Here is a 22,510-nt window from a genome sequence, read left to right on the forward strand (position 1 = left end):
GTCGGGATGTCCCACACTCACTCCCGGGTGGTCAGTACTTGAGCAGGTCGGCGTTGTCGACGGACGCGGAGCGGCGGGTGCGGAAGATCGTCACGATGATGGCCAGGCCGACGACCACCTCGGCGGCGGCGACCACCATGGTGAAGAACGCGAAGACCTGCCCGTGCAGGTTGCCGTGCATCCGCGCGAACGTCACGAACGCGAGGTTGGCGGCGTTGAGCATCAGCTCGACGCACATGAACACCACGATCGCGTTGCGCCGCAGCAGCACTCCGACCGCGCCGATGGTGAAGAGCAGTGCCGACAGGTAGAGATAGTTCGCGGGGTCCATCACCGCTCCTCCCCTCGCTTCTCGGGTCCCCGGTTGCCGTGCGCCCGGTGCTCCTGCCCGGGTGGCGGCAGGCCGAGATCGGCGTGGTCCCAGTCGCGTCCGATGCGGCCGAGCAGGTCGCCGACGGACAGTTCGGAGAACGACCCGTCCGGCAGCAGGGCGGGCACGTCGGCGGCGTTGTGCCGGGCGTACACCCCGGCGGCGGGCAACGGGGTGACGCGCTCGCCCTCCCGGAACCGCCGCTGCGCCAGTTCGCGTTGGGTGGGGCGCGGGCGGAGCCGTTCGCGGTGCGCGAGGACCATCGCGCCGACCGTCGCGGTGATGAGCAGGGCGCCGGTGAGTTCGAACGCCCACACGTAGTCGACGAACAGCAGCACGGCGAGCGCTTCGACGTTCCCGTCGGCGTCGGCGGCATCGAGGCCGGTGAAGCCTGCGGCCGAGACGTTGCCGATGCCGCCGATGAGCATCACCGCGAATCCGATACCGACGACGATCGCGAGAACCCGCTGTCCACGGATGGTTTCGACGAGCGAATCGGCCGAGTCGATACCGACGAGCATGAGCACGAACAGGAACAGCATCATCACCGCGCCGGTGTAGACGACGACCTGCACGACCCCGAGGAACAGGGCGTCCTGCGCGATGTAGAAGACGGCGAGGACGATCATCGTGGTGGCGAGGAACAGCGCAGAGTAGACGGCCTTGCGGGCGACGACGACCCCGAGCGCGCCGAGCACGGCGACGGCACCGAGGATCCAGAACTGTACGGCCTCCCCGGTGGAGGTGCGGGTGAGTTCCGCGGCGAGTACGGTCATCTCCCACCTCCCTCGGCGAGAGGGATCGTTCCCCGGTAGTAGTCCTCGTCGGTGGCGCCGGGGACCATGGGGTGCGGGGGCGGGTCCATGCCGGGTTCGAGGGGCGCGAGCAGCCGGTCCTTCTCGTAGATCAGGTCGGCGCGGTTGTCGTCGGCCATCTCGTACTCGTTGGTCATGGTCAGCGCGCGGGTCGGGCAGGCCTCGATGCACAGTCCGCAACCGATGCACCGCAGATAGTTGATCTGGTAGATCCGCCCGTACCGTTCGCCGGGTGAGTAGCGTTCGGTGTCGGTGTTGTCGGCGCCCTCGACGTAGATGGCGTCGGCGGGGCACGCCCACGCGCACAGTTCGCAGCCGATGCACTTCTCGAGGCCGTCGGGATAGCGGTTGAGGCGGTGCCGGCCGTGATAGCGGGGAGCGGTGGGTCTCTTCTCCTCCGGATAGTTCACGGTGTTCGGCTTCTTGAACATCGTCGTGAGCGTCACACCGAAACCGGCCAGCGGGCCACGGAATTCGACCATCACGATCCTCCTGGGACTCGGCTCACCCGGGTGTCCCGGTCGGGGCGCGGGGGTAGCGGCGGCACGGGGAAACCACCGGCGAACGGATCGGCTCCGATGTCGGCGGGTGGTGCGAGCGCCGGTTCGGCGCGGCGGCTGCGGCGGGCCCGCACGGCGAGGTAGGCGAACAGCAGTGCGGTGGACACGATCCCCGCAACGATCAGTCCCGCGGTGGCGGGCAGGACCTCGTCGTCGTCGAGCAGGTGCACGACCGCGACGATCATCACCCACACCACCGAGACGGGGATGAGCAGTTTCCAGCCGAGCGCCATGAACTGGTCGTAGCGCAGGCGGGGCAGGGTGGCGCGCAGCCACACGAACACGAACAGCACCAGCCACACCTTGAGCACGAACCACAGCAGCGGCCACCATCCGGAATTCGCGCCGCTCCACAGGGTGAGCGGCCACGGGGCGTGCCAGCCCCCGAGGAACAGGGTCGTGGCGAGGGCGGAGACGGTGGTCATGTTGACGTATTCGGCGAGCATGAACATCGCGAACCGCAGCGACGAGTACTCGGTGTGGAAGCCGCCGACGAGTTCGCCTTCGGCCTCGGGCAGGTCGAAGGGGGCGCGGTTGGTCTCGCCGACCATCGACACCGCGTAGACGAGGAAGGACGGCAGCAGCAGCACGACGAACCACAGTCCGTCCTGGGCGGCGACGATCCCGGAGGTCGACATGGTGCCGGCCTGCAGGAACACCGCGGCGAACGCCAGGCCCATCGCGATCTCGTAGGAGATGACCTGGGCGGTGGAGCGGAGTCCGCCGAGCAGCGGGTAGGTGGAGCCGGAGGCCCAGCCGGCGAGCACGATGCCGTAGACACCGACGGAGGTGACGGCCAGGACGTAGAGGACGGCGACGGGAAGGTCGGTGAGCTGCAAGGGGGTCCGCGTCCCGAGGATCGACACCTCGGGACCGAACGGGACCACCGCGAACGCCATGAACGCCGGCACCGTCGCGATGATCGGGGCGAGCAGGTAGACCGGCTTGTCGACGCCTGCGGGGACGATGCCCTCCTTGAGGGCGAGTTTGATGCCGTCGGCGACGGTCTGCAGCAGGCCCTTCGGCCCGACCCGGTTGGGGCCGACGCGCATCTGCATCCAGGCCATGACCTTGCGTTCGACGAGGATGGCCACGAGCGTGGTCAGCACGAGGAACGCGAAGATCGCGATGGCCTTGGCGACGACGAGCCACCACGGGTCGATGCCGAACATCGACAGGTCGACGGGTCCTCGGGCGGTGCCGGTCATCGTCTCGCCTCCTCCCCGGTGGGCCGGATGCGCACCACGTCGCCCGCGACGGCGCCGAGGGTGTCGTGCACGAGCGAGCCGGGTGAGGCGGCCGGCAGCCACACGACACGCTCCGGCAGCTCGTCGACGACGAGCGGCAGGGTGATCTCGCCGCGTTCGGTGGTGACGGTGAGCAGTTCACCGGCGGCTGCGCCGATCTCGGCGGCGGTCGCGGCGGACAGGCGGGCAACGGCGGTGCGGGCGGTTCCGGCGAGGTGCGGTTCGTCGTCCTGCAACCGGCCGGTGTCCAGGAGCATCCGCCAGGTCGCGAGCACCGCCTCGCCGAGCACCGGGCGGGCCGGCGCGGCCGGTGTCACCGGTGCGGGGGCCGGCCGGTGCCCGGTCCAGGTGCCCAGTTCGGCGAGTTCACGGCGGAGTGCGGCGAGATCGTCGAGCCGTGCCGGTGCACCGAGCGTCTCGGCGAGCGCGGCGAGCACCCGGTGGTCGGACAGTGCACCGGTGTCGTCCAGCGCCGCCGGGAACGGGCGTTCGCGGCCCTCCCAGTCGAGGAAGGTGCCGGCCTTCTCGACCACCGGGGCCACGGGGAAGACCACGTCCGCCCGGTCGGTCACGGCACTGCGGCGCACCTCGAGGCTCACCACGAAACCGGCGGCGTCGAGGGCGGCGCGCGCCGCGGCGGGATCGGGCAGGTCGGCCGGGTCCACCCCGGCGACGACCAGCGCGGCGAGGTCCCCGCTCGCGGCGGCGGCGAGGATGCCGGTGGTGTCGCGACCGGGCCGGTACGGCAGGTCGTCGGGCAGTGTCCCCCAAACGGATTCGATCTCGTGCCGGGCCTGCGGGTCGCCGACGGGCCGACCGCCCGGCAGCAGGGTCGGGAACGCTCCGGCCTCGAGCGCGCCGCGGTCCCCCGCGCGCCGCGGGATCCAGGCCAGGCACGCGCCGGTGGCGTCGGCGAGGGCCGCGACCGCCGTGGGTCCGCCGGGGACCTCGGCGATCCGCTCCCCCACCAGGACGAGTGCGCCGGGCGTGCACAGCGCCTCGGTGACGACCGAGTCGGTGCCGCGGAGGTCGTCGAGCAGGCGGGCCTCGTCGCCGGGGGTGCAGGCCAGGAGCTGCCCGGACAGCTTGCGCAGTCCGCGGTCGGCGAAGGGCGCGAGGGAGAACACGCGCAGCCCGTGGCGGCGGACGGCCTTGCGCAACCGCAGGAAGACGATGGGTGATTCCTCCTCGGGTTCGAACCCGACGAGCAGGACGGCGGGTGCCTTCTCGAGGTCGGCGTAGGTCACGTCGAGCCGGCATCCGGCGACCCGGCCGGTGAGGAAACCGGTCTCCTCCGCAGAGAGGGGGCGGGCACGGAAGTCGATGTCGTTGGTGCCCAGCACGGTTCGCGCGAACTTCGCGTAGGCGTAGGCGTCCTCCCAGGTGAGCCGCCCTCCGGTGAGCACACCGGTCCGTCCGCGGGCGGCGGTGAGGCCGCGGGCCGCGACGGCGAGCGCCTCGGGCCAGGAGGACGGCACCAGCGCGCCGGAGTCGTCGCGGACGAGCGGCCCGGTGAGCCGGTCGGTGGCGGTCGCGTAGGTGAAGGCCCAGCGGCCCTTGTCGCAGTTCCATTCCTCGTTGACCTGCGGGTCGTCCCCGGCGAGGCGGCGCAGCACGTGTCCGCGGCGGTGGTCGGTGCGTTGCGCGCAGCCACTGGCGCAGTGTTCGCACACACTGGGGGTGGACACGAGGTCGAAGGGGCGGGCACGGAACCGGTAGGCCGCGCCGGTCAGTGCGCCGACCGGGCAGATCTGGACGGTGTTGCCGGAGAAGTAGGACTCGAAGGGTTCGGCGGTGTAGATGCCGACCTGCTGCAGCGCACCGCGGGCGAGCATGTCGACGAACCGGTCGCCGGCGATCTGGTCGGCGAAGCGGGTGCATCGCGCGCACAGCACGCAGCGTTCGCGGTCGAGCAGGACCTGAGAGGAGATGGCGATGGGTTTCGGGTAGGTGCGTTTGGTGTCCTCGAAGCGGGTTTCGGCGCGGCCGTTGGACATGGCCTGGTTCTGCAGCGGGCACTCGCCGCCCTTGTCACAGACCGGGCAGTCGAGCGGATGGTTGATCAGCAGCAGTTCCATGACCCCGGTCTGGGCCTTCGCCGCGACCGGGGAGGAGAACTGGGTGTGCACGACCATCCCGTCGGTGACGACGGTGGTGCAGGAGGCGAGCGGTTTGCGTTGCCCTTCGACCTCGACGAGGCACTGGCGGCACGCTCCCACCGGCTCGAGCAGCGGGTGGTCGCAGAACCGGGGGATCTGCACGCCGATCAGTTCGGCGGCACGGATCACGAGAGTGCCCTTGGGTACGGCGATCTCGGTGTCGTCGATGGTGACGTGCACCAGGTCGGTGGTGTCGGCCTTCCCCGGTCCGGCACCGGCCACGGCGGTCATCGCGCCTCTCCTTCCACCGGTGTGTCGGCGGCGAGCGTCGCCCGGTGCGGGTCGAACGGGCAGCCGCCGTGTTCGAAGTGCGCGAGGTATTCGTCGCGGAAGTACTTCAGCGACGAGGTGATCGGGCTGGTCGCGCCGTCCCCGAGCGCGCAGAAGGCGCGGCCGAGGATGTTGTCGGAGATGTCGAGGAGTTTCTCGAGGTCGGCTTCGGTGCCGCGCCCGTGTTCGAGGCGTTCGAGGATCTGCACGAGCCACCAGGTGCCTTCCCGGCAGGGGGTGCACTTGCCGCACGATTCGTGGGCGTAGAACTCGGTCCAGCGCAGCACGGTCCGCACCACACAGGTGGTCTCGTCGAAGATCTGCAGGGCGCGGGTGCCGAGCATGGATCCGGCGGCGGCGACACTCTCGTAGTCGAGGGGGATGTCGAGGTGTTCGTCGGTGAAGATCGGGGTCGACGAGCCGCCGGGGGTCCAGAACTTGAGCCGGTGCCCGGCCCGCACTCCCCCGGCGAGGTCGAGCAACTCGCGCAGGGTGATGCCGAGCGGTGCCTCGTACTGACCGGGGGTCGTCACGTGCCCGGACAGGGAGAACATCGCGAAGCCCGGCGACTTGTCGGTGCCCATCGAGCGGTACCACTCGACGCCGTGGCGGATGATCGGCGGGACGTTGGCGATGGACTCGACGTTGTTGACCACCGTCGGGCAGGCGTAGAGGCCGGCGACGGCCGGGAAGGGTGGGCGCAGCCGGGGCTGGCCGCGGCGGCCTTCGAGGGAGTCGAGCAGGGCGGTTTCCTCACCGCAGATGTACGCCCCGGCTCCGGCGTGGACGACGAGTTCGAGGTCGTAGCCGGAGCCGAGGATGTCGCGGCCGAGATAACCGGCGTCGTAGGCCTCGGAGACGGCGGCGTGCAGGCGCCGCAGCACCGGCACGGCCTCCCCGCGGAGGTAGACGAAGGCGTGCCGGGCGCGGATGGCGTAGGCGGCGATGATCACCCCTTCGATCAGGGCGTGCGGGGTGGCGAACATCAGCGGGATGTCCTTGCAGGTGCCCGGTTCGGATTCGTCGGCGTTGACGACGAGATAGTGCGGTCTGCCGTCGCCCTTGGGGATGAACGACCACTTGGTTCCGGTGGAGAAGCCGGCGCCGCCGCGTCCGCGCAGTCCGGCGTCCTTGACGGCGGCGATCACCGCGTCCGGGTCCGTGCCGAGGGCGAGGGGCAGGGCCTCGTAGCCGCCGTGGCGCCGGTAGCTGTCGAGGGTCCACGACCGGTCCTCGTCCCAGTAGCGGGTGAGCACCGGGGTCAGGCCGGCCGGGGGCCGGCCCGGGGCGAGGGCGTCCTCGCCGGTCTGCGGGGGTGCGGGGGCCTGCATGTCGTGCTCGCGGGCAATCCGCAGCCCGGCGAGGGAGGCGGGGCCGGCGGAGCCGCCCGCCTCGAGCGCGCCGGGCCGGTCGTCGGGGAATCCGGCGAGCAGCCGGGCGGTGTCCCGGAAGGTGCGCAGCGGTGCCCCGCGGGTGGGGGCCGGGGGTGTGCCGGCGCGCAGGTCGTCGACGAGCGCGGTGGCCGAGTCGACGGTGCAGTTGTCGAACAGTTCCCAGTTGACGGTCATCACCGGGGCGTAGTCGCAGGCGGCGTTGCATTCGATGTGTTCGAGGGTGATGCTGCCGTCCTCGGTGGTCTCGTCGTGGCCGACCCCGAGACGCGAGCACAGCGTCGCGAAGATCTCGTCGCCGCCCATGGTGGCGCACAGCGCGTTGGTGCACACGCCCACGTGGTAGCGGCCCGTCGGGGATCGGCGGTACATGGTGTAGAAGGTGGACACCGCGGCGACCTCGGCGCCGGTGAGCCCGAGGCGGCGGGCGCAGAACTCTATGCCCGCCGGGGTGACGTAACCGTCCTCGGCCTGCACCAGGTGCAGCAGAGGCAGCAGCGCGGAGCGGGGCTGCGGGTAGCGGGCGACGATGCGGTCGGCGTCGGCGTCGAGGCGGGTGCGCACGTCGTCGGGATATTCGCGGGGCGCGTCGGGGGGTGTGAGGTGGGTGTCCTCGTCGGGGCGGGGCCCGAGCGGGACGAAGACCGGTGTGCGGCCGGCGGGTTCGGTCACGGGCACCGCGGCGCCGGGGTCGGTGGTGCCGGTGAACCGGGTGGTCGGCACGAATTCGGTGCTCATCGATCCACTCCCCCCATGACCGGGTCGATGCTGGCGACCGTGGCGATGACGTCGGAGACCATGCCGCCCTCGCACATCGCCGCGAGGGCCTGCAGGTTCGTGAAGGACGGGTCGCGGTAGTGGACCCGGTAGGGGCGGGTACCGCCGTCGCTGACCATGTGCACCCCGAGTTCGCCGCGTGGGGACTCGACGCTCACGTAGACCTGTCCGGCGGGGACACGGATGCCTTCGGTGACGAGTTTGAAGTGGTGGATGAGCCCTTCCATCGACTCACCCATGATGCGGCGGATGTGGTCGGGTGCGTTGCCGAGCCCGTCCGGTCCGAGAGCCAGCTGCGACGGCCAGGCGATCTTCTTGTCCTGCACCATGACCGGGCCCGGGCGGAGCCGGTCGAGGCATTGTTCGACGATCTTCAGCGATTCGTGCATCTCCCGGATGCGCACGAGATACCGCCCGTAGCAGTCGGACCCGTCGTCGGTGGCGACGTCGAACTCGTAGGTCTCGTAGCCGCAGTAGGGCTGGGCGCGCCGTACGTCGTAGGGCAGCCCGGTCGAGCGCAGGATCGGCCCCGTCACGCCGAGGGCCATGCAGCCGGTGAGGTCGAGACAGCCGATGCCGCGGGTGCGGGAGACGAAGATGGGGTTGTCGGTGAACAGCGCCTCGAGTTCGGCGAGCCGGCCCGGCAGCAGTGCCAGCAGGTCGCGGATCATCGGGACGGCGTCGTCGGGCAGGTCCTGGGCCAGGCCGCCGGGGCGGATGTAGCCGTGGTTCATGCGCAGCCCGGTGATGGTCTCGAAGACGTCGAGGATCAGTTCGCGTTCGCGGAAGCCGAAGAGCATGGGGGTGGTGGCCCCGAGTTCCATACCGCCGGTCGCGAGCGCCACGAGGTGCGACGAGATGCGATTGAGCTCCATGAGCATCACCCGCACCACCTGGGCGCGTTCCGGGACGAGATCCTCGATGCCCAGCAGTTTCTCGACGCCGAGGCAGTAGGCGGTCTCGTTGTGGAAGGGCGCGAGGTAGTCCATGCGGGTGACGAAGGTGACGCCCTGGGTCCAGTTGCGGTATTCGAGGTTCTTCTCGATGCCGGTGTGCAGATAGCCGATTCCGCAGCGGGCCTCGGTGACGGTCTCCCCGTCGATCTCGAGGATGAGCCGCAGCACACCGTGCGTGGACGGATGCTGCGGGCCCATGTTCACGACGATGCGGTCCTCACCGCTGTCGCGGACCGCGGTGGTGATCTCGTCCCAGTCCTGGCCGATGGCGTCGAAGACGGTGGGTTCGGTCGTCACGTGTACGCCCTCCGTTCGTCGGGTGGCGGGATGCGTGCCCCCTTGTACTCCACGGGAATTCCACCGAGCGGGTAGTCCTTGCGCTGCGGGTGGCCGTGCCAGTCGTCGGGCATCTGGATCCGGGTCAGGGCCGGATGCCCGTCGAAGACGAGACCGAAGAAGTCGTAGGTCTCGCGCTCGTGCCAGTCGGTGGTCGGGTAGATGCGGTACAGCGACGGGATGTGCGGGTCGGCGTCGGGGGCGGCGACCTCGAGCCGGAGTCGGCGGTTGTGGGTGATGGACACGAGCGGGTAGACGGCGTGCAGTTCCCGGCCGGTGTCCTGCGGGTAGTGCACACCGCTGACCCCCAGGCACAGTTCGAACCGCAGGTCGGGATGGTCGCGCAGGGTGCGAGCGACCAACGGCAGGTGATCGCGTCGCACGTGGACGGTCATCTCGCCGCGGTCGACGACGATCCGTTCGAGGGCGTCGGCGTAACCGACGCCGGTCTCGGTCTCCTTGTCACCGAGGACGTCCTCGAGGGTGTCGGCGAGGGCGTCGAGGTGGCCACCGTAGGGGCGCGGGGTGCCGCCGGGCAGAACGACGCGGCGCACCAGCCGTCCGTAGCCGCTCGTGTCACCGGAGTCGCGGACCCCGAACATGCCCGTGCGGACGGCGATGACCTCACCGTCGGGGCCCGGGACGCCGGGCCGGTCGTCTCGTTCGTCGCCGGTCATCGTGGTGGCACCCTCAGTTCGATGAGCGGCCGCTGGGCGAGGGCGGCCTCCTCCGCGGCCCGGATCGCCTCGGCCCGGTTCACCCCGAGCGGCATCTGCTGGATCTTCTCGTGCAGCGCGAGGATGGCGTGCAGAAGCATCTCGGGGCGGGGCGGGCAGCCGGGCAGATAGATGTCGACGGGGACGACGTGGTCGACGCCCTGCACGATGGCGTAGTTGTTGAACATCCCGCCGGAGGAGGCGCACACCCCCATGGACAGGACCCACTTGGGTTCGACCATCTGGTCGTAGACGCGGCGCAGGGCGGGGGCCATCTTCTGGCTGACGCGGCCGGCGACGATCATCACGTCGGCCTGCCGCGGGCTGGCACGGAAGGCCTCCATGCCGAAGCGGGCGATGTCGTAGCGGCCGCCGGCGGTGGCCATCATCTCGATGGCGCAACAGGCCAGCCCGAACGAGGCGGGCCACAGCGAGCCCTTGCGGGCGAACCCGGCGAGTGTCTCCACCGTGCTGAGCAGGAATCCGGTCGGTACCTTCTCCTCGAGTCCCACGGCCGTCACCTCCCTCCGGCCCGGAGCACGGGTGCGGTCGCCGGTGCGGCGGACCACGCTCCGGGACAACGGTTCCGGAGCGCTGCGGCGAGTGCGGTCAGTCCCATGTCAACCCACCTCGCTTCCATTCGTAGGCGTAGGCGACGAACACGTTGAACATGAACACGGCCATCGCGACCAACCCGAACAGGCCGAGGGCGTCGAAGTGGACGGCCCAGGGGTACAGGAAGACGATCTCGATGTCGAAGATGATGAACAGCATCGCGGTGAGGTAGTACTTCACCGGGAACCGTCCCCCCTCGGCAGGTTGCGGGGTGGGGTCGATGCCGCACTCGTACGCCTGGAGTTTGGCCCGGTTGTAACGCTTGGGTCCGACCAGGCCCGCCACGGCGACGGAGAACAGCGCGAAGGCGACCGCGATCCCACCGAGCACCAGGATCGGTACGTAGACGTTCATGCCACCTCCGGTTCCTCGCACGAATCCGGCCGCGGGCCGCGCATCCCCCGCGGGCTCACATCCGCCCTGCGGTGTCGTGCATCCGCTCGACGTCGTCAGGTGGGCTGCGGATGTGAACTACGGCACACCCTAGTGCCGTTCGCGTCGGACTTGTCGCGGTTTCACGCCTTCGCTTCGGAGAGGGCGTGTCGGCATGCGCCGGTGCCGGAAGAGGTGTACGTTCTTCGTCTTCCGATGGGGATCGGTGGGGTCAGGACCGGCGGGTGCGGTCGGAGAGCAGGCCGAGGACCTGCCTGCCGAACCGGATCGGGTCGAGCGGATACCGCGCCGCGACCTCGGCGCCGGACCAGCGCGCGAGCCAGCCGTCGTCGGTGCGCGCGACGAGGACGACGAGGGGCGGGCAGGGATCGAGTTCGTCCCCGAGCTGCCGGGCCAGCCCCATCCCTCCGGCGGGGACGGCCTCGCCGTCGAGCACGGCGAGGTCGATGCCCCCGGCGTGCATGCGTTCGAGGACCATCGCCGGCGTCGCGACCTCGACGTGATCGAGGTCCGGCAGGTCGGGATGCAGCCGGGTACCGAGAGCGTCACGGACCCGTTGCCGCACGGTCGCATCGTCGCTGTAGACGAGGATGTGCAGCGAGTCGGTCACGCGCCCGATGCTAGCCGAATCCTGCGGTCCGGTCGGGGAACTCGCGCGTGCGCCCCGCCGGGGCGCGTCTCAGCGATCGACCAGGTGGCGCAGACGATCCAGGAAACCCTGTGTGGCAACGTGTTCCGACGGCTCGTCGTCGAAGATGTCGGCAGGCGCGATCATGAGGTGTGCCAGCACGATGCACGCACCCGTGAGCAGGGCGAAGATCCCGCCCATCAGATACGAATTCGTGAACACCGCACCGAGGAAGCCGATGGCGAGCATTCCCCCGAGCACCAGGATCGCGAGGGCCCGCCTCTGCGACCGTGGTGTGAAGTCGAACATCTCATGCCGTGAAGCGGTCATGAACCTTCTCCGTTCCCTCCCCGGAACAGCGCAGATCGTGCCCCCACACTTGCTCATCGCACCGATACGCCCCCGGTGACGATGTGCGACCCCCGACAGGAGGCCTCTGCGAACTGTTCCCCGTGCCGCTCGAAGTCGAGCGGTTTCGGGTAACAGAATACTATCGAAAGTGACACTTGTCTCCCCTTCTCGCTGTGGAATGTCACCAAAGCGTGGCGTTCAGGTGGATGTTCGGGTACCCCGCGACGGTGCAAGAACCGACGACGAAAAACCGCCGGTGACGCGCTCGTCGCGCGTCACCGGCGGTTCGGGTCGATCCGGGTGCCGTCTACCTGCGGTGCGCCAGGCGCCGGACGGCCCGGTCGCCGATCGACTGCATGATCTGCACCATCACGATGAGCACGATCACCGCGAGCAACAGCACCGGGGTGTTGAACCGCTGGTAGCCGTAGACGATCGCGAAGTCGCCGAGCCCCCCGCCACCGATGACACCGGCCATGGCGGAGTACCCCACCAGCAGCACCAGGGTGAGGGTCGCGCCGGACACCAGCGGGGACATCGCCTCGGGCAGGAGCACCTTGCGGATGATCTGCGCGTTCGTCGCGCCCATCGCCTGGGCGGCCTCCACCCGGCCCTTGGGTACCTCCCGCAGCGCCGCCTCCACGATGCGCCCGAAGAACGGGATCGCACCGATCGTCAGCGGCACGATCGCCGCGGTCGGGCCGATCGCGGTGCCCACCACGAAGCGGGTGAAGCCGATGAGCGCGATCAGCAGGATCAGGAAGGGCAGCGACCGGAACAGGTTCACGATCACCCCCAGCACGGTGTTGAGCGCGCGCTGCGGCCACAACCCGGCCGGGGACGTCAGATGGAGGACGATGCCGACCAGCACACCGCCGACGACGGTGAGCACGAACGACACCAGCACCATGTAGAGCGTCTCGAGCGTCGCCTCCCACACCTCGGGGAACGCGTCGTACCACTGCAGTTTGTTCATCGCTCGCGCGTCCTCATTCGGTGAGCCCCTCCAGTTCCGTCTCCCTGCCCCACGCCAGCGACAGATAGGGCCGCTCCGCCACGAACCGTTCGACGTGGGCGCGGTCCGTCCCCTCCACGAACCGCAACCGCATGCGGCCGACGGTGACGCTGCCGACCTGCTCGACCCGGCCGCCGACGACGGCGACATCGGCGTCGAGCGTGCGGATCATGTCCGCCAGCCACGGTCCGTGCGCGGCCTCCCCGATCGCCGTGACCAGCGCGGTGTCCGCACTCGACCCGGCCGACGGGTCGGTGCCGACCGGCACCAGGGCGTGCCCGAGCGCCGAGTCCGGATCGGCGACCAGGTCGACGATCCGGCCGGTCTCCACGACACGGCCGGCGTCGAGCCGGGCCGCGGACGTGCAGATGCGGCGCAGCACCCCCAGCTCGTGGGTGATGACCACGACCGTCACGCCCAGGCGCCGGTTGACCTCGGCGACGAGGTCGAGCACCTGGTCGGTGGTGTCGGGATCGAGTGCGCTGGTCGCCTCGTCGCACAGCAGCACCTCGGGTTCGGCGGCGAGGGCGCGGGCGATGCCCACCCGCTGCTGCTGGCCGCCCGACAACTGGGAGGGGAAGGTCTCCTCCTTGCCGGACAGGCCCACCAGGTCCAGCAGTTCCAGTGCGCGCGTGCGGCGCTGCTGCTTGCCGACCCCGGCCACCTCGAGGGGGAACTCGACGTTGCGGAGCACCGTCCGCGAGTGCAGCAGGTTGAACTGCTGGAACACCGTGCCGATCCGCCGGCGGGCCGCGCGCAGCTGCGCACCGGACAGGGTGGACAGGTCGTCCTCACCGAGGAGGATGCGGCCGGAGGTGGGCTTCTCGAGCAGGTTCAGGCAGCGCAGAAGTGTGGACTTGCCCGACCCGGACGGCCCGACGATGCCGTAGATCTCCCCGTCCGGGATCTGCAGCGACACGCCGCGCAGGGCCGTGACCTCCCCGGCGCGTCCGGCACCGGGGTAGGTCTTGACGAGGTTCTCGACGACGATCATCAGTTGGTCGAGTGGACCGGGACGACCGAACCGGAGTAGTTCTCCTCGATCCAGGCCGCGGTCTCCGGCGACTCGAGGGCCTCGGCGAGCGCGACGACGACCGCGTCGTTCTCGTTCTCGTCGCGGACCACGAGCAGGTTGGCGAACGGGTTGTCCTCGGCCTCCTCGACGAAGATGGCGTCCTCGGCGGGGGTCAGGCCAGCCTCGAGGGCGTAGTTCGAGTTGATGACCGCGGCGGTGATCTGGGCGTCGCCGAGCTGACGCGCGATCTGGGCACGCTCGATGCCGACGATGTTCAGGTTCTTCGGGTTGGACTTGATGTTGGACTCGGTCACGACCGACAGGTCGGCATCCTCGAAGGGCACGTCCATCTCGAGCAGACCGGCCGATTCGAGCAGGTAGAGCGCCCGCGCGAAGTTGGTGGTGTCGCGCGGCACGGCGATGGTGTCGCCGTCCTCGATCCGGTCCAGCGAGTCGATCTTGTCGGAGTACAGGCCGATGGGCTCGAGGTGCACGTCGGCGACCGCGACGAGGTTGTCGACGCCCTTCTGCTTCTGCCAGTCGATCAGGTACGGCTCGTGCTGGAAGTAGTTGGCGTCGACGTCGCCGGCCTCGAGAAGCTCGTTGGCGTCGACCTCACCGGTGATCTCCACGATGTCGAGGTCGTAGTCGCCCAGCGCCCCGCTGTTCTCGATCTGCTCGAGGATCTCGACGTGCGGCGTGGACGAGGCCGCGATCCGGAGGGTGGTTCCGTCGCCTCCCTCGGAGGACGAGCAGGCCGCGAGGCCCGCGGCGAGGGTGAGTGCAGCGGACGCGACGACGATTCGGCGCAGGGACATCGGCGAGAACCTTCCGTGTAACGGTACGAGGTGGTCGTGGACGATCGGATTCGATTATCGAGCGGCGGCGAAGTTGCGGAGGAGTTCCGCGTGAAAACGCTCCGCCACGTTGGGGTGGGCCCGCAGCCGGGACTTGAGTGCGTTGAGCCCGTAGAGCGCGTGCAGGGTTCCGCCGTGTTCGTCGGGGCCGACACCGCGGGCCTCCGCGGCGAGTTCGGCCGGCAGGTCGACGGCGGGCAACGCCTGGTCGAGACCGGGATTGAGGAAGAACGGCAGCGACACCCGGTCGGTGTCGGCCGCGGGCGGGAGCACCCGGTGCACGGTCGCCTTGAGGTAACCCCCGGTGGCGACCTCGAGCAGCTCCCCGATGTTGACGATGAAATGTCCTGGCAGAGGATCGATCTCGACCCACTCACCGTCACGCTCGACCTGGAAGCCGGTGCTGCCGGGTTCCGGGTAGAGCAGGGTCAGCGCACCGACGTCCTTGTGGCTGCCGACGCCCTGGTCGGTGACGGAGCCGTCGTGGCCGGGATAGCGGGCGATCTTCAGCAGCGGGTCGGGGGCGGCGAACGCCTCGGCGAAGTGGTCGGCGGGGGCGCCGAGGGACTCGGCCCACGCGCTGATCAGCCGCTGACCGACCTGCTCGGCCTCGTCGATCCACCGCAGGGCGAGTTCGCGCAGCCGGGGGATGCGGGCGGGCCACAGGTTGGGTCCGTGCAGCACCTCCCAGGGACGGTCGGGGTGGATCTCGGCGACGGCGTGGCGTTCCGGGCCGATGTCGAGCTGCTCCCGCCAGTCGATGTACCCCTGGGTGCGTTCCCCGCCGACGCGGGTGTAGCCGCGGAACTGCGGTGAGTTGACGTTCTCGATCTCGAGCTTGTCGGCTTCCGGCAGCGCGAAGAACTCCCGCGCGACCGCGATCAGTTCCTCGGCGAAGGCGGGATCGATGCCGTGCCCGGCGAGATGGAAGAAACCGATCTCGTGGGTGACTTCGCGGAGCCGGCCGAGCAGGGCCGCGCGGGTCTCGGCGTCACCGTCGAGTTCGGACAGGTCGATGACGGGCAGGACCGAGTCGGACATGATCATCCTTCTTTCGAAACACATCGTGCGCCCGAGAAGAGCCACGGGCCGCACAGGACGGGTCTTTGCGACACCCCACGGCGGTCGGCGACGGCGCGAGAAATGCGGAGGGCGGGACCCCGAGGACGGGACGGGTCGGGTCAGCGACAACAACACGCGGGAGCCACGACGCCCTGAAGGCGTGTGCTCACAACCTGCGTGCACGCGTTGCCGAACATGTTCCCTCCGATGAGGCCCCGACGGGGCCCTACTACGACACGGAACCACGATGTGGTCGTGATCGAGGCTAATCGCCTTCGGTGCCACCGGGCAAATCGCCCTGCCTCCGGCGCGGCCGGCCGATCACCCGGCCGCGGTCCCGTCACTCCCCGACCGGGCGCCGCGGCGGGAAGTGGCGGATGAGCCCTTCCTGCACGACGGTCGCGACGAGTTCACCCTCGAGCGTGAAGTAGCGGCCCGTCGCCATGCCGCGGGACCCGGCGGCGACCGGGGACTCCGTCGCGTACAGGTGCCATTCGTCGAAGCGCAGCGGCCGGTGGAACCAGATCGAGTGGTTCACGGTGGCGGCGACGATGCGGTCGAGGCCCCAGGACAGGCCGTGCGTGGTGAGGATCGAGTCGAGCACGGTGGTGTCCGAGGCATAGCCGAGAGTCGCGACGTGCAGCAACGGATCGTCGGGCAGGTCGCCGTCGGCGCGCATCCACACACGGTTGTGCCCGAGTGTCTTGCCGCTGTCGCGCAGTACCCAGGCGGGGTCGTTGGCGTACCGCATGTCGATGGGTTTGAGGGCGCCGACGAAATGCGGCAGTTTGTCCTCGAATCCGCGCAGGCGTTCACCGAGCGGCGGAAGCGCTTCGGGCAGTGGCACTTCCGGAACGGTCACCGAGTGTTCGAGACCCTTGCCCCACCGCTGGAAGGCGGCGAGCATGACGAACAGTTCCTGCCCGTCCTGGTAGGCGGTGACCATGCGGTTGGCGAAATCGCGCCCGTCACGGTGTGTGACGACGTGGTAGTCGATCGGCTGCTTCACGTCGCCGCCGCGGATGAAGTGCGCATTGACGGCGTGCACGGGCCGGTCCCCCACCGTGCGTCCCGCGGCGACGATCGCCTGCGCGACGAGTTGCCCCCCGAAGGTGCGGCTCGCGACCTGTGCCGGATGCTCACCGCGGAAGACGTTCTCCTCGACCTGATCGAGGTCGAGCAGGTCGAGGAGGACGTCGAGATCCGTGCCCGGTTGCGTCACCGGGTGTCTTTCTCACCGAGGCGGTGCACGTGGATCAGGTTGGTCGAGCCGGAGCGTCCCGGAGGCGCACCGGCGACGATGACGACGAGGTCGCCGCGCTGGTACCGCCCGAGCGAGAGCAGCGCCGCGTCGACCTGCTCGACCATCTGGTCGGTGGTGTCCACCGGCTCCACCGAGAAGGTCTCGGTGCCCCAGGTCAGCGCCAGCTGGTTGCGGATCTGCGGCACCGGGGTGAAGGCGAGCAGCGGCAGCGGGGTGTGCAGGCGCGCGAGGCGGCGCACGGTGTCGCCCGACTGGGTGAAGGCGACGAGCGCCTTCGCGTCGAGCCGCTCGCCGATGTCGCGGGCGGCGTAGGAGATGACGCCGCGCTTGGTGCGCGGAACGTGCGTCAGCGCAGGCACTTCCGTGGAATCACCTTCGACCGCGGCGATGATGCGGGCCATGGTGCGGACCGTCTCGACGGGGAACTTGCCGACGGAGGTCTCACCGGAGAGCATCACGGCATCGGCGCCGTCGAGGACGGCGTTGGCGACGTCGGAGGCCTCGGCGCGGGTGGGCCGCGAGTTCTCGATCATCGACTCGAGCATCTGCGTCGCGACGATGACGGGCTTGGCGTTCTCACGCGCGATCTGGATCGCGCGCTTCTGCACCAACGGCACCTCTTCGAGCGGGAGCTCGACACCGAGGTCGCCGCGGGCGACCATCACCGCGTCGAAGGCGAGCACCACGGCCTCGAGGTTCTCGACGGCTTCGGGCTTCTCGAGTTTGGCGATCACCGGGACGCGGCGGCCCACGCGGTCCATCACCTCGTGGACGAGTTCGATGTCCGCCGGGGACCGCACGAACGACAGTGCGATGAAGTCGACACCGAGGCGCAGCGCGAATTCGAGGTCCTCGATGTCCTTCTCGGACAGCGCCGGCACGGAGACGTTCATGCCGGGCAGCGAGACGCCCTTGTTGTTGCTGACCGGGCCACCCTCGGTGACGCGGCAGACGACGTCGTTGCCCTCGACCGCCTCGACGACCAGACCGACCTTGCCGTCGTCGACGAGCAGTCGGTCGCCGGCCACGGCGTCCTGGGCGAGTTGCTTGTAGGTGGTGGAGACGCGGTCGTGATCACCGTCGACGTCGTCGACGGTGATCCGCACGACCTCCCCGTGCTCCCAGACCGTGCTTCCCTCGGCGAAGCGTCCCAGGCGGATCTTGGGACCCTGCAGGTCGGCGAGGATGCCGACCGCGTGCCCGGATTCCTCCGCGGCCGCGCGGACCCGGTTGTAGTGGCCCTCGTGGTCGGAGTGTTCTCCGTGGCTGAAGTTCAGGCGGGCGACGTCCATACCGGCGTCGACCAGTTTCCGCAGGACGTCGGGGTCGGCTGTGGCCGGCCCCATGGTGCAAACGATCTTGGTGCGTCGAGTCACGATTCGAGCCTAGTCGTCACCGCGCTCACCCTCCATTCCGGTCCCCGGGTCGCGTGTCGCCCGCCGGAAACGGGCGGCACGCGACCACCGGGAGGGATGCCTCGGGGGCACGGCGCCGGTGGCGCCTCAAGGGCACGGCGCCGGTGGCGCCTCAAGGGCGCAGCGGGCGTCCGTACTCGTCGCGAACCTTGCCGGTGAGCATGAGGATGCCGTCGATCAGCGGCCAGATACCGCCGATGCCGCACGTGAGCCAGGTGACGGCGATCTGTGCGACCGCGAGACCCGGCTGGTTCAGGTAGAACCGCCCGGCACCGAACGCGCCGAGCAGGATCTCGAGCACGCCGGCCGTGACCTTGCTCTTGTCGGAGTACGGCTCACCGGTGTAGGGGTCGCGGCCGTAGGGCGCGGACGGGTCGGCGAAGCCGTACATCGAGGCGGGACCGTAGCCGGCCGGCGGCCCGTAGGGTGGGCCGGGCGGAGGCCCGTAGGGCGACGCGCCCGTGGGCCCGTAGGGCGACGCGCCCGTGGGTGCCTGCCCGTAGGCGGGCGGCGGTGTCGGGCCGCCGGAGGGTGCCTGCGGGGGCTGTCCGGGCGGGGGTGATCCGATCGGGTACTGCGGGTCGGGTGTGCCGTAGACCGGACCCGCTCCGGTCGCGCCCTGCTCGCCGTAGGGGTAGTCGCCCGGCGGCGGATAGTCGGACTGGTGGTCCGCCGGCGGCGGGTAGCTCGGGGTGGTGCCCCAGCCGGGGCCGTTGCCGACACCGGAGTAGGTGTCCCAGCCCGGCCCCGGGGTGCCGGTGGCCCCGCCGAGGGTCTCGGCGGTGGGCGGTTGTTCCGACAGCGACGCCTGGGCGGTGGCGTCGTAGTCGAAGGTGCGGCCCAGATCCAGGGGCCGGGTGGACGAATCGTGCTCCGGCGCTGCGGTGTCCGATCCCTTGTTCAGGCCGACGGTCGGGTTCTGCTCGGGCGCCGGGTTCTGCTCGGGCACCGACGTCCCGTTGTCGGAACTCTTGCGCAGGTCCGGCTTCGTCGACTCCGCGTCGGGCTTTCCCGACGCTTCCCCCGGGTCCTGTGTCGTCACGAATGATCCCCTTCGCTCTCGCCGGACGTGCTGGCGTCGTCGACTCTACCGGCGGATGCGGACGCATCGGGCGAGCCGGATTTCGCGGCGCGCTCCCCCGTCTTCACCTCCGCCTTGGCGTCGGTCTTCACCTCGGTCTCGCCGGAGTCCTTCGCCTCGGTCCCGTCGGAAGCCTTCTCGTCGGCGGTCGGCGCCGCCTCGGCCGTGCCCTCGGTGGCGGTGGCCGGGCTCAGGCTCGCGGGATCCTCCCGGCCCTTGCGGCCGAAGATCACGTACGCGACCGCGAGGACGAACACGATGCCGGAGATGAAGCTGTTGATCCGGATGCCGCCGATCTCGGTGGCGGGATCGGTGCGCATCAGCTCGATCCAGAAGCGGCCCGCGCAGTAACCCGCCACGTAGAGGGCGAACAGGCGGCCGTGGCCGATCGTGAACCGGCGGTCGATCAGCACCAGCAGCACGACGACCGCGACGTTCCACAGCAGCTCGTACAGGAAGGTCGGGTGCACGACGAAGGCGACCTCGCCCGTGGACACCCCGTCCACCAGGCCGGGGGCGACCTGCCCGGCGTCGTTGCGGCGCTCGTAGATCTCGAGTCCCCACGGCAGGGTGGTCTCCCCGCCGTAGAGCTCCTGGTTGAACCAGTTGCCGAGCCGACCGATGGCCTGGGCCAGCAGGATGGGCGGGGCGAGGGCGTCACCGAAGGCCGGCAGCGGGATGCCGCGGCGGCGGCAGCCGATCCACGCACCCACCGCGCCCAGCGCGACGGCTCCCCAGATGCCGAGACCGCCCTGCCAGATCTTCAGGGCGTCGACGGGGCTCGCGCCGGCACCGAAGTACTTCTGCCAGTCGGTGAGCACGTGGTAGAGCCGGCCACCGATCAGACCGAAGGGCACCGCCCACACGGCGACGTCGAGCACGGTGCCGGGCTGCCCGCCGCGCGCGACCCAGCGGCGCTCGCCCCACCAGATCGCCACGACGATCCCGACGATGATGCACAGGGCGTAGGCACGCAGGGCGAGCGGCCCCACGTACCAGACGCCCTGCGACGGACTCGGCAGATAGGCCAGTACAGACGCAGTCGATGTCACGAGTGCACGTTAGCGGAGCGAACGCCCTTCGCGAGATCCTGCGTGAGTGCCAGGAGCGCGTCGCGTCCCTCACCGGCGGCGGTGACCAGCGCGGAGCCGACGATGACCCCGTCGGCGTAGGCGGCGATCTCCGCAGCCTGCTCGCCGTTGCGCACGCCGAGTCCGACACCGACCGGGATGTCCGAGTGTGCACGCACCCGCGCGACGAGTTCGGGAGCGCGGTTGTCGACGCTGTCGCGGGCGCCGGTGACACCCATGGTCGACGTGGCGTAGACGAAGCCGCGGCACTGGTCGAGGGTGTTGACGAGACGCTCGTTGGTGGACGAGGGAGCCACCAGGAAGATGCGGCCGAGACCGTACTTGTCGGAAGCGGCGATCCACTCCTCCGCTTCGTCGGGGATCAGGTCCGGGGTGATGATGCCGAGACCACCGGCGGCCGCGAGGTCACGGGCGAAGTTCTCGATGCCGTACTTGAGCACGAGGTTCCAGTAGGTCATCACGACGGCGGCGCCGCCGGCCGCGGTGATCGCCTCGACGGCGGGGAACACGTCGCGCACCCGCACACCGTTGGCGAGCGCCTCGACCGCGGCGTTCTGGATGGTGGTGCCGTCCATGACCGGGTCGCTGTAGGGGATGCCGACCTCGACGAGGTCGCAGCCGCCCTCGACGAGCGTCTTCATGGCCTCGATCGAACCCTCGACCGTCGGGTAGCCGACCGGCAGGTAGCCGACCAGCGCGGCGCGGTTCTCGGCGCGGCAGGTCGCGAAGATCTCGGACAGGCGTTCGTGCGGGGCGCTCACTGTGCTGCTCCTTCGGTGCGTGCGGCCTCGGTGGTCTCGTCGTCGGGGAGGAGACCGAACCACTTGGCAGCGGTGTCGACGTCCTTGTCACCCCGGCCGGAGAGATTGACGAGGACGATGGCGCCCTTGCCGAGTTCGGCGCCGAGCTTCACGGCGCCCGCGACGGCGTGTGCCGACTCGATGGCGGGGATGATCCCCTCGGTGCGACACAGCAGCGAGAAGGCCTCCATGGCCTCGCTGTCGGTGACCGCGCGGTACTCGGCGCGGCCGGTGTCGGCGAGCCAGGCGTGTTCCGGCCCGACGCCCGGATAGTCGAGGCCGGCGGAGATGGAGTGCGACTCGATGGTCTGGCCGTCCTCGTCCTGCAGCAGGTAGGAGAACGCGCCGTGCAGGGCGCCGTGGGTGCCGCCGCCGATGGTCGCGGCGTGGCGGCCGGTCTCCACACCGTCGCCGCCGGCCTCACAACCGACGAGCTTGACGGACACGTCGTCGATGAAGGGGTGGAAGATGCCGATGGCGTTGGATCCGCCACCGACGCAGGCGACGACCGCGTCGGGCAGTCGACCGGTGAGGGCCCGGATCTGGGCGCGCGCCTCGAGGCCGATGATGCGCTGGAAGTCACGGACCATCGCCGGGAAGGGGTGCGGTCCGGCGGCGGTGCCGAAGCAGTAGTAGGTGTTGTCGGCGTTGGTGACCCAGTCGCGCATCGCCTCGTTGATGGCGTCCTTGAGGGTGCGCGAGCCGGTCTTGGCGGCGACGACCTCGGCGCCGAGCAGTCGCATGCGGGCGACGTTGAGGGCCTGGCGCTTCGTGTCGACCTCGCCCATGTAGACGCGGCAGTCGAGACCGAGCAGCGCGCACGCGGTGGCGGTGGCGACGCCGTGCTGGCCGGCGCCGGTCTCGGCGATCACGCGGGTCTTGCCCATGCGCTTGGCGAGCAGCACCTGCCCCAGCACGTTGTTGATCTTGTGGGAGCCGGTGTGGTTGAGGTCCTCGCGCTTGAGGAAGATGCGGGCGCCGCCGGCGTGCTCGCTCAGGCGGGTGGCTTCGTAGACCGGGGAGGGGCGACCGGTGTAGTCACGCTGCAGACGGTCGAGTTCGGCGAGGAAGCCGGGGTCGACGCGCTCCTTCTCGTAGGCGGCGGTGACCTCCTCGATCACCGCCATGAGCGCCTCGGGCACATAGCGGCCACCGAAGACTCCGAAGTGCCCACGGGTGTCGGGTTCGTGCGCGGTCGGGGTGGCGAGGGCCTCGCTCATCGAGGGAAGCCCTCGCCCCTTGGCGGAAAGTGCGGAATCGTCTGCAGTCACTCTGTCAGTCTGCCGCACGGGGCGACGCGGATCACGCCCGGGTCCGCGTCGCCCG

22 protein-coding genes are annotated in these 22,510 nt (G+C 70.0%); all 22 read right to left on the bottom strand.

What is annotated here, in order from left to right; all coding sequences use genetic code 11:
- Nucleotides 1-31: 31 nt before the first annotated feature.
- Nucleotides 32-331, bottom strand: coding sequence for an NADH-quinone oxidoreductase subunit NuoK (gene nuoK, locus OED52_RS11670; protein WP_264151054.1), 300 nt, complete (start codon nt 329-331; stop codon nt 32-34).
- Nucleotides 331-1,146 (bottom strand): NADH-quinone oxidoreductase subunit J, encoded by an 816-nt coding sequence (locus OED52_RS11675; protein WP_264151055.1) that lies wholly within the window; start codon nt 1,144-1,146, stop codon nt 331-333. Before OED52_RS11675 ends, nuoK begins: the two co-directional genes overlap by 1 nt.
- Nucleotides 1,143-1,667: an NADH-quinone oxidoreductase subunit NuoI gene (nuoI, locus tag OED52_RS11680; protein ID WP_264151056.1), complete on the bottom strand. Its 525-nt coding sequence runs from the start codon at nt 1,665-1,667 to the stop codon at nt 1,143-1,145. The genes OED52_RS11675 and nuoI overlap by 4 nt, the downstream gene beginning before the upstream one ends.
- Entirely contained in the window at nt 1,667-2,953 is a 1,287-nt protein-coding gene (gene nuoH, locus OED52_RS11685) for an NADH-quinone oxidoreductase subunit NuoH (protein ID WP_264151057.1), read from the bottom strand. The genes nuoI and nuoH overlap by 1 nt, the downstream gene beginning before the upstream one ends.
- Nucleotides 2,950-5,382 carry an NADH-quinone oxidoreductase subunit G gene (locus OED52_RS11690; RefSeq protein WP_264151058.1) on the bottom strand — a complete coding sequence of 811 codons (2,433 nt, stop codon included), beginning with the start codon at nt 5,380-5,382 and terminating at the stop codon, nt 2,950-2,952. Before OED52_RS11690 ends, nuoH begins: the two co-directional genes overlap by 4 nt.
- On the bottom strand, nt 5,379-7,550 hold the full coding sequence (gene nuoF, locus OED52_RS11695; protein WP_264151059.1) for an NADH-quinone oxidoreductase subunit NuoF: 2,172 nt from the start codon (nt 7,548-7,550) through the stop codon (nt 5,379-5,381). The genes OED52_RS11690 and nuoF overlap by 4 nt, the downstream gene beginning before the upstream one ends.
- Nucleotides 7,547-8,842, bottom strand: coding sequence for an NADH-quinone oxidoreductase subunit D (locus tag OED52_RS11700; protein ID WP_264151060.1), 1,296 nt, complete (start codon nt 8,840-8,842; stop codon nt 7,547-7,549). The genes nuoF and OED52_RS11700 overlap by 4 nt, the downstream gene beginning before the upstream one ends.
- Nucleotides 8,839-9,558, bottom strand: a complete 720-nt coding sequence (locus OED52_RS11705; protein WP_264151061.1) for an NADH-quinone oxidoreductase subunit C — start codon at nt 9,556-9,558, stop codon at nt 8,839-8,841. The genes OED52_RS11700 and OED52_RS11705 overlap by 4 nt, the downstream gene beginning before the upstream one ends.
- The gene (locus OED52_RS11710; RefSeq protein WP_264151062.1) at nt 9,555-10,109 is read right to left on the bottom strand and encodes a NuoB/complex I 20 kDa subunit family protein; all 555 of its coding nucleotides are present in this window, start codon (nt 10,107-10,109) and stop codon (nt 9,555-9,557) included. The genes OED52_RS11705 and OED52_RS11710 overlap by 4 nt, the downstream gene beginning before the upstream one ends.
- Nucleotides 10,110-10,206: 97 nt before the next feature.
- Nucleotides 10,207-10,566, bottom strand: a complete 360-nt coding sequence (locus OED52_RS11715; RefSeq protein WP_264151063.1) for an NADH-quinone oxidoreductase subunit A — start codon at nt 10,564-10,566, stop codon at nt 10,207-10,209.
- A gap of 250 nt (nt 10,567-10,816) precedes the next feature.
- Entirely contained in the window at nt 10,817-11,215 is a 399-nt protein-coding gene (locus tag OED52_RS11720) for a hypothetical protein (protein WP_264151064.1), read from the bottom strand.
- Nucleotides 11,216-11,284: 69 nt separating this feature from the next.
- Nucleotides 11,285-11,563: a hypothetical protein gene (locus tag OED52_RS11725; RefSeq protein WP_264151065.1), complete on the bottom strand. Its 279-nt coding sequence runs from the start codon at nt 11,561-11,563 to the stop codon at nt 11,285-11,287.
- Nucleotides 11,564-11,891: 328 nt separating this feature from the next.
- Nucleotides 11,892-12,560 carry a methionine ABC transporter permease gene (locus OED52_RS11730; RefSeq protein ID WP_264151066.1) on the bottom strand — a complete coding sequence of 223 codons (669 nt, stop codon included), beginning with the start codon at nt 12,558-12,560 and terminating at the stop codon, nt 11,892-11,894.
- Nucleotides 12,561-12,573: 13 nt separating this feature from the next.
- The gene (locus tag OED52_RS11735) at nt 12,574-13,593 is read right to left on the bottom strand and encodes a methionine ABC transporter ATP-binding protein (RefSeq protein ID WP_264151067.1); all 1,020 of its coding nucleotides are present in this window, start codon (nt 13,591-13,593) and stop codon (nt 12,574-12,576) included.
- The gene (locus OED52_RS11740) at nt 13,593-14,432 is read right to left on the bottom strand and encodes a MetQ/NlpA family ABC transporter substrate-binding protein (protein ID WP_264151068.1); all 840 of its coding nucleotides are present in this window, start codon (nt 14,430-14,432) and stop codon (nt 13,593-13,595) included. Before OED52_RS11740 ends, OED52_RS11735 begins: the two co-directional genes overlap by 1 nt.
- 54 nt (nt 14,433-14,486) lie before the next feature.
- Complete coding sequence (locus OED52_RS11745; protein WP_264151069.1) at nt 14,487-15,512, bottom strand: isopenicillin N synthase family dioxygenase; 1,026 nt, start codon at nt 15,510-15,512, stop codon at nt 14,487-14,489.
- 361 nt (nt 15,513-15,873) lie between these two features.
- The gene (locus OED52_RS11750) at nt 15,874-16,755 is read right to left on the bottom strand and encodes an acyl-CoA thioesterase II (RefSeq protein WP_264151070.1); all 882 of its coding nucleotides are present in this window, start codon (nt 16,753-16,755) and stop codon (nt 15,874-15,876) included.
- The gene (gene pyk, locus OED52_RS11755; protein ID WP_264151071.1) at nt 16,752-18,173 is read right to left on the bottom strand and encodes a pyruvate kinase; all 1,422 of its coding nucleotides are present in this window, start codon (nt 18,171-18,173) and stop codon (nt 16,752-16,754) included. Before pyk ends, OED52_RS11750 begins: the two co-directional genes overlap by 4 nt.
- Nucleotides 18,174-18,324: 151 nt before the next feature.
- Nucleotides 18,325-19,254 carry a TM2 domain-containing protein gene (locus OED52_RS11760; protein WP_264151072.1) on the bottom strand — a complete coding sequence of 310 codons (930 nt, stop codon included), beginning with the start codon at nt 19,252-19,254 and terminating at the stop codon, nt 18,325-18,327.
- A complete protein-coding gene (gene lgt / locus OED52_RS11765) occupies nt 19,251-20,345 on the bottom strand; it encodes a prolipoprotein diacylglyceryl transferase (protein WP_264151073.1) in 1,095 nt (364 codons plus the stop codon). Before lgt ends, OED52_RS11760 begins: the two co-directional genes overlap by 4 nt.
- A complete protein-coding gene (gene trpA, locus OED52_RS11770) occupies nt 20,342-21,145 on the bottom strand; it encodes a tryptophan synthase subunit alpha (protein ID WP_264151074.1) in 804 nt (267 codons plus the stop codon). The genes lgt and trpA overlap by 4 nt, the downstream gene beginning before the upstream one ends.
- Nucleotides 21,142-22,404, bottom strand: coding sequence for a tryptophan synthase subunit beta (trpB, locus tag OED52_RS11775; RefSeq protein ID WP_264151075.1), 1,263 nt, complete (start codon nt 22,402-22,404; stop codon nt 21,142-21,144). The genes trpA and trpB overlap by 4 nt, the downstream gene beginning before the upstream one ends.
- Between the last annotated feature and the right edge of the window lie 106 nt (nt 22,405-22,510).

It is taken from the genome of Rhodococcus sp. Z13, assembly GCF_025837095.1.
In the GTDB taxonomy this organism is placed as follows: domain Bacteria; phylum Actinomycetota; class Actinomycetes; order Mycobacteriales; family Mycobacteriaceae; genus Rhodococcus; species Rhodococcus sacchari.

Excerpts from the sequence above, each read along its gene's own strand:
- OED52_RS11690 (WP_264151058.1), bottom strand. The coding sequence starts at position 5,382 with ATGACCGCCGTGGCCGGTGCCGGACCGGGGAAGGCCGACACCACCGAC.
- nuoI (WP_264151056.1), bottom strand. The coding sequence starts at position 1,667 with ATGGTCGAATTCCGTGGCCCGCTGGCCGGTTTCGGTGTGACGCTCACG.
- nuoK (WP_264151054.1), bottom strand. The coding sequence starts at position 331 with ATGGACCCCGCGAACTATCTCTACCTGTCGGCACTGCTCTTCACCATC.
- OED52_RS11730 (WP_264151066.1), bottom strand. The coding sequence starts at position 12,560 with ATGAACAAACTGCAGTGGTACGACGCGTTCCCCGAGGTGTGGGAGGCG.
- nuoH (WP_264151057.1), bottom strand. The coding sequence starts at position 2,953 with ATGACCGGCACCGCCCGAGGACCCGTCGACCTGTCGATGTTCGGCATC.
- OED52_RS11705 (WP_264151061.1), bottom strand. The coding sequence starts at position 9,558 with ATGACCGGCGACGAACGAGACGACCGGCCCGGCGTCCCGGGCCCCGAC.
- OED52_RS11745 (WP_264151069.1), bottom strand. The coding sequence starts at position 15,512 with ATGTCCGACTCGGTCCTGCCCGTCATCGACCTGTCCGAACTCGACGGT.
- trpB (WP_264151075.1), bottom strand. The coding sequence starts at position 22,404 with ATGAGCGAGGCCCTCGCCACCCCGACCGCGCACGAACCCGACACCCGT.
- OED52_RS11735 (WP_264151067.1), bottom strand. The coding sequence starts at position 13,593 with ATGATCGTCGTCGAGAACCTCGTCAAGACCTACCCCGGTGCCGGACGC.
- nuoF (WP_264151059.1), bottom strand. The coding sequence starts at position 7,550 with ATGAGCACCGAATTCGTGCCGACCACCCGGTTCACCGGCACCACCGAC.
- OED52_RS11715 (WP_264151063.1), bottom strand. The coding sequence starts at position 10,566 with ATGAACGTCTACGTACCGATCCTGGTGCTCGGTGGGATCGCGGTCGCC.
- OED52_RS11725 (WP_264151065.1), bottom strand. The coding sequence starts at position 11,563 with ATGACCGCTTCACGGCATGAGATGTTCGACTTCACACCACGGTCGCAG.
- OED52_RS11675 (WP_264151055.1), bottom strand. The coding sequence starts at position 1,146 with ATGACCGTACTCGCCGCGGAACTCACCCGCACCTCCACCGGGGAGGCC.
- OED52_RS11740 (WP_264151068.1), bottom strand. The coding sequence starts at position 14,432 with ATGTCCCTGCGCCGAATCGTCGTCGCGTCCGCTGCACTCACCCTCGCC.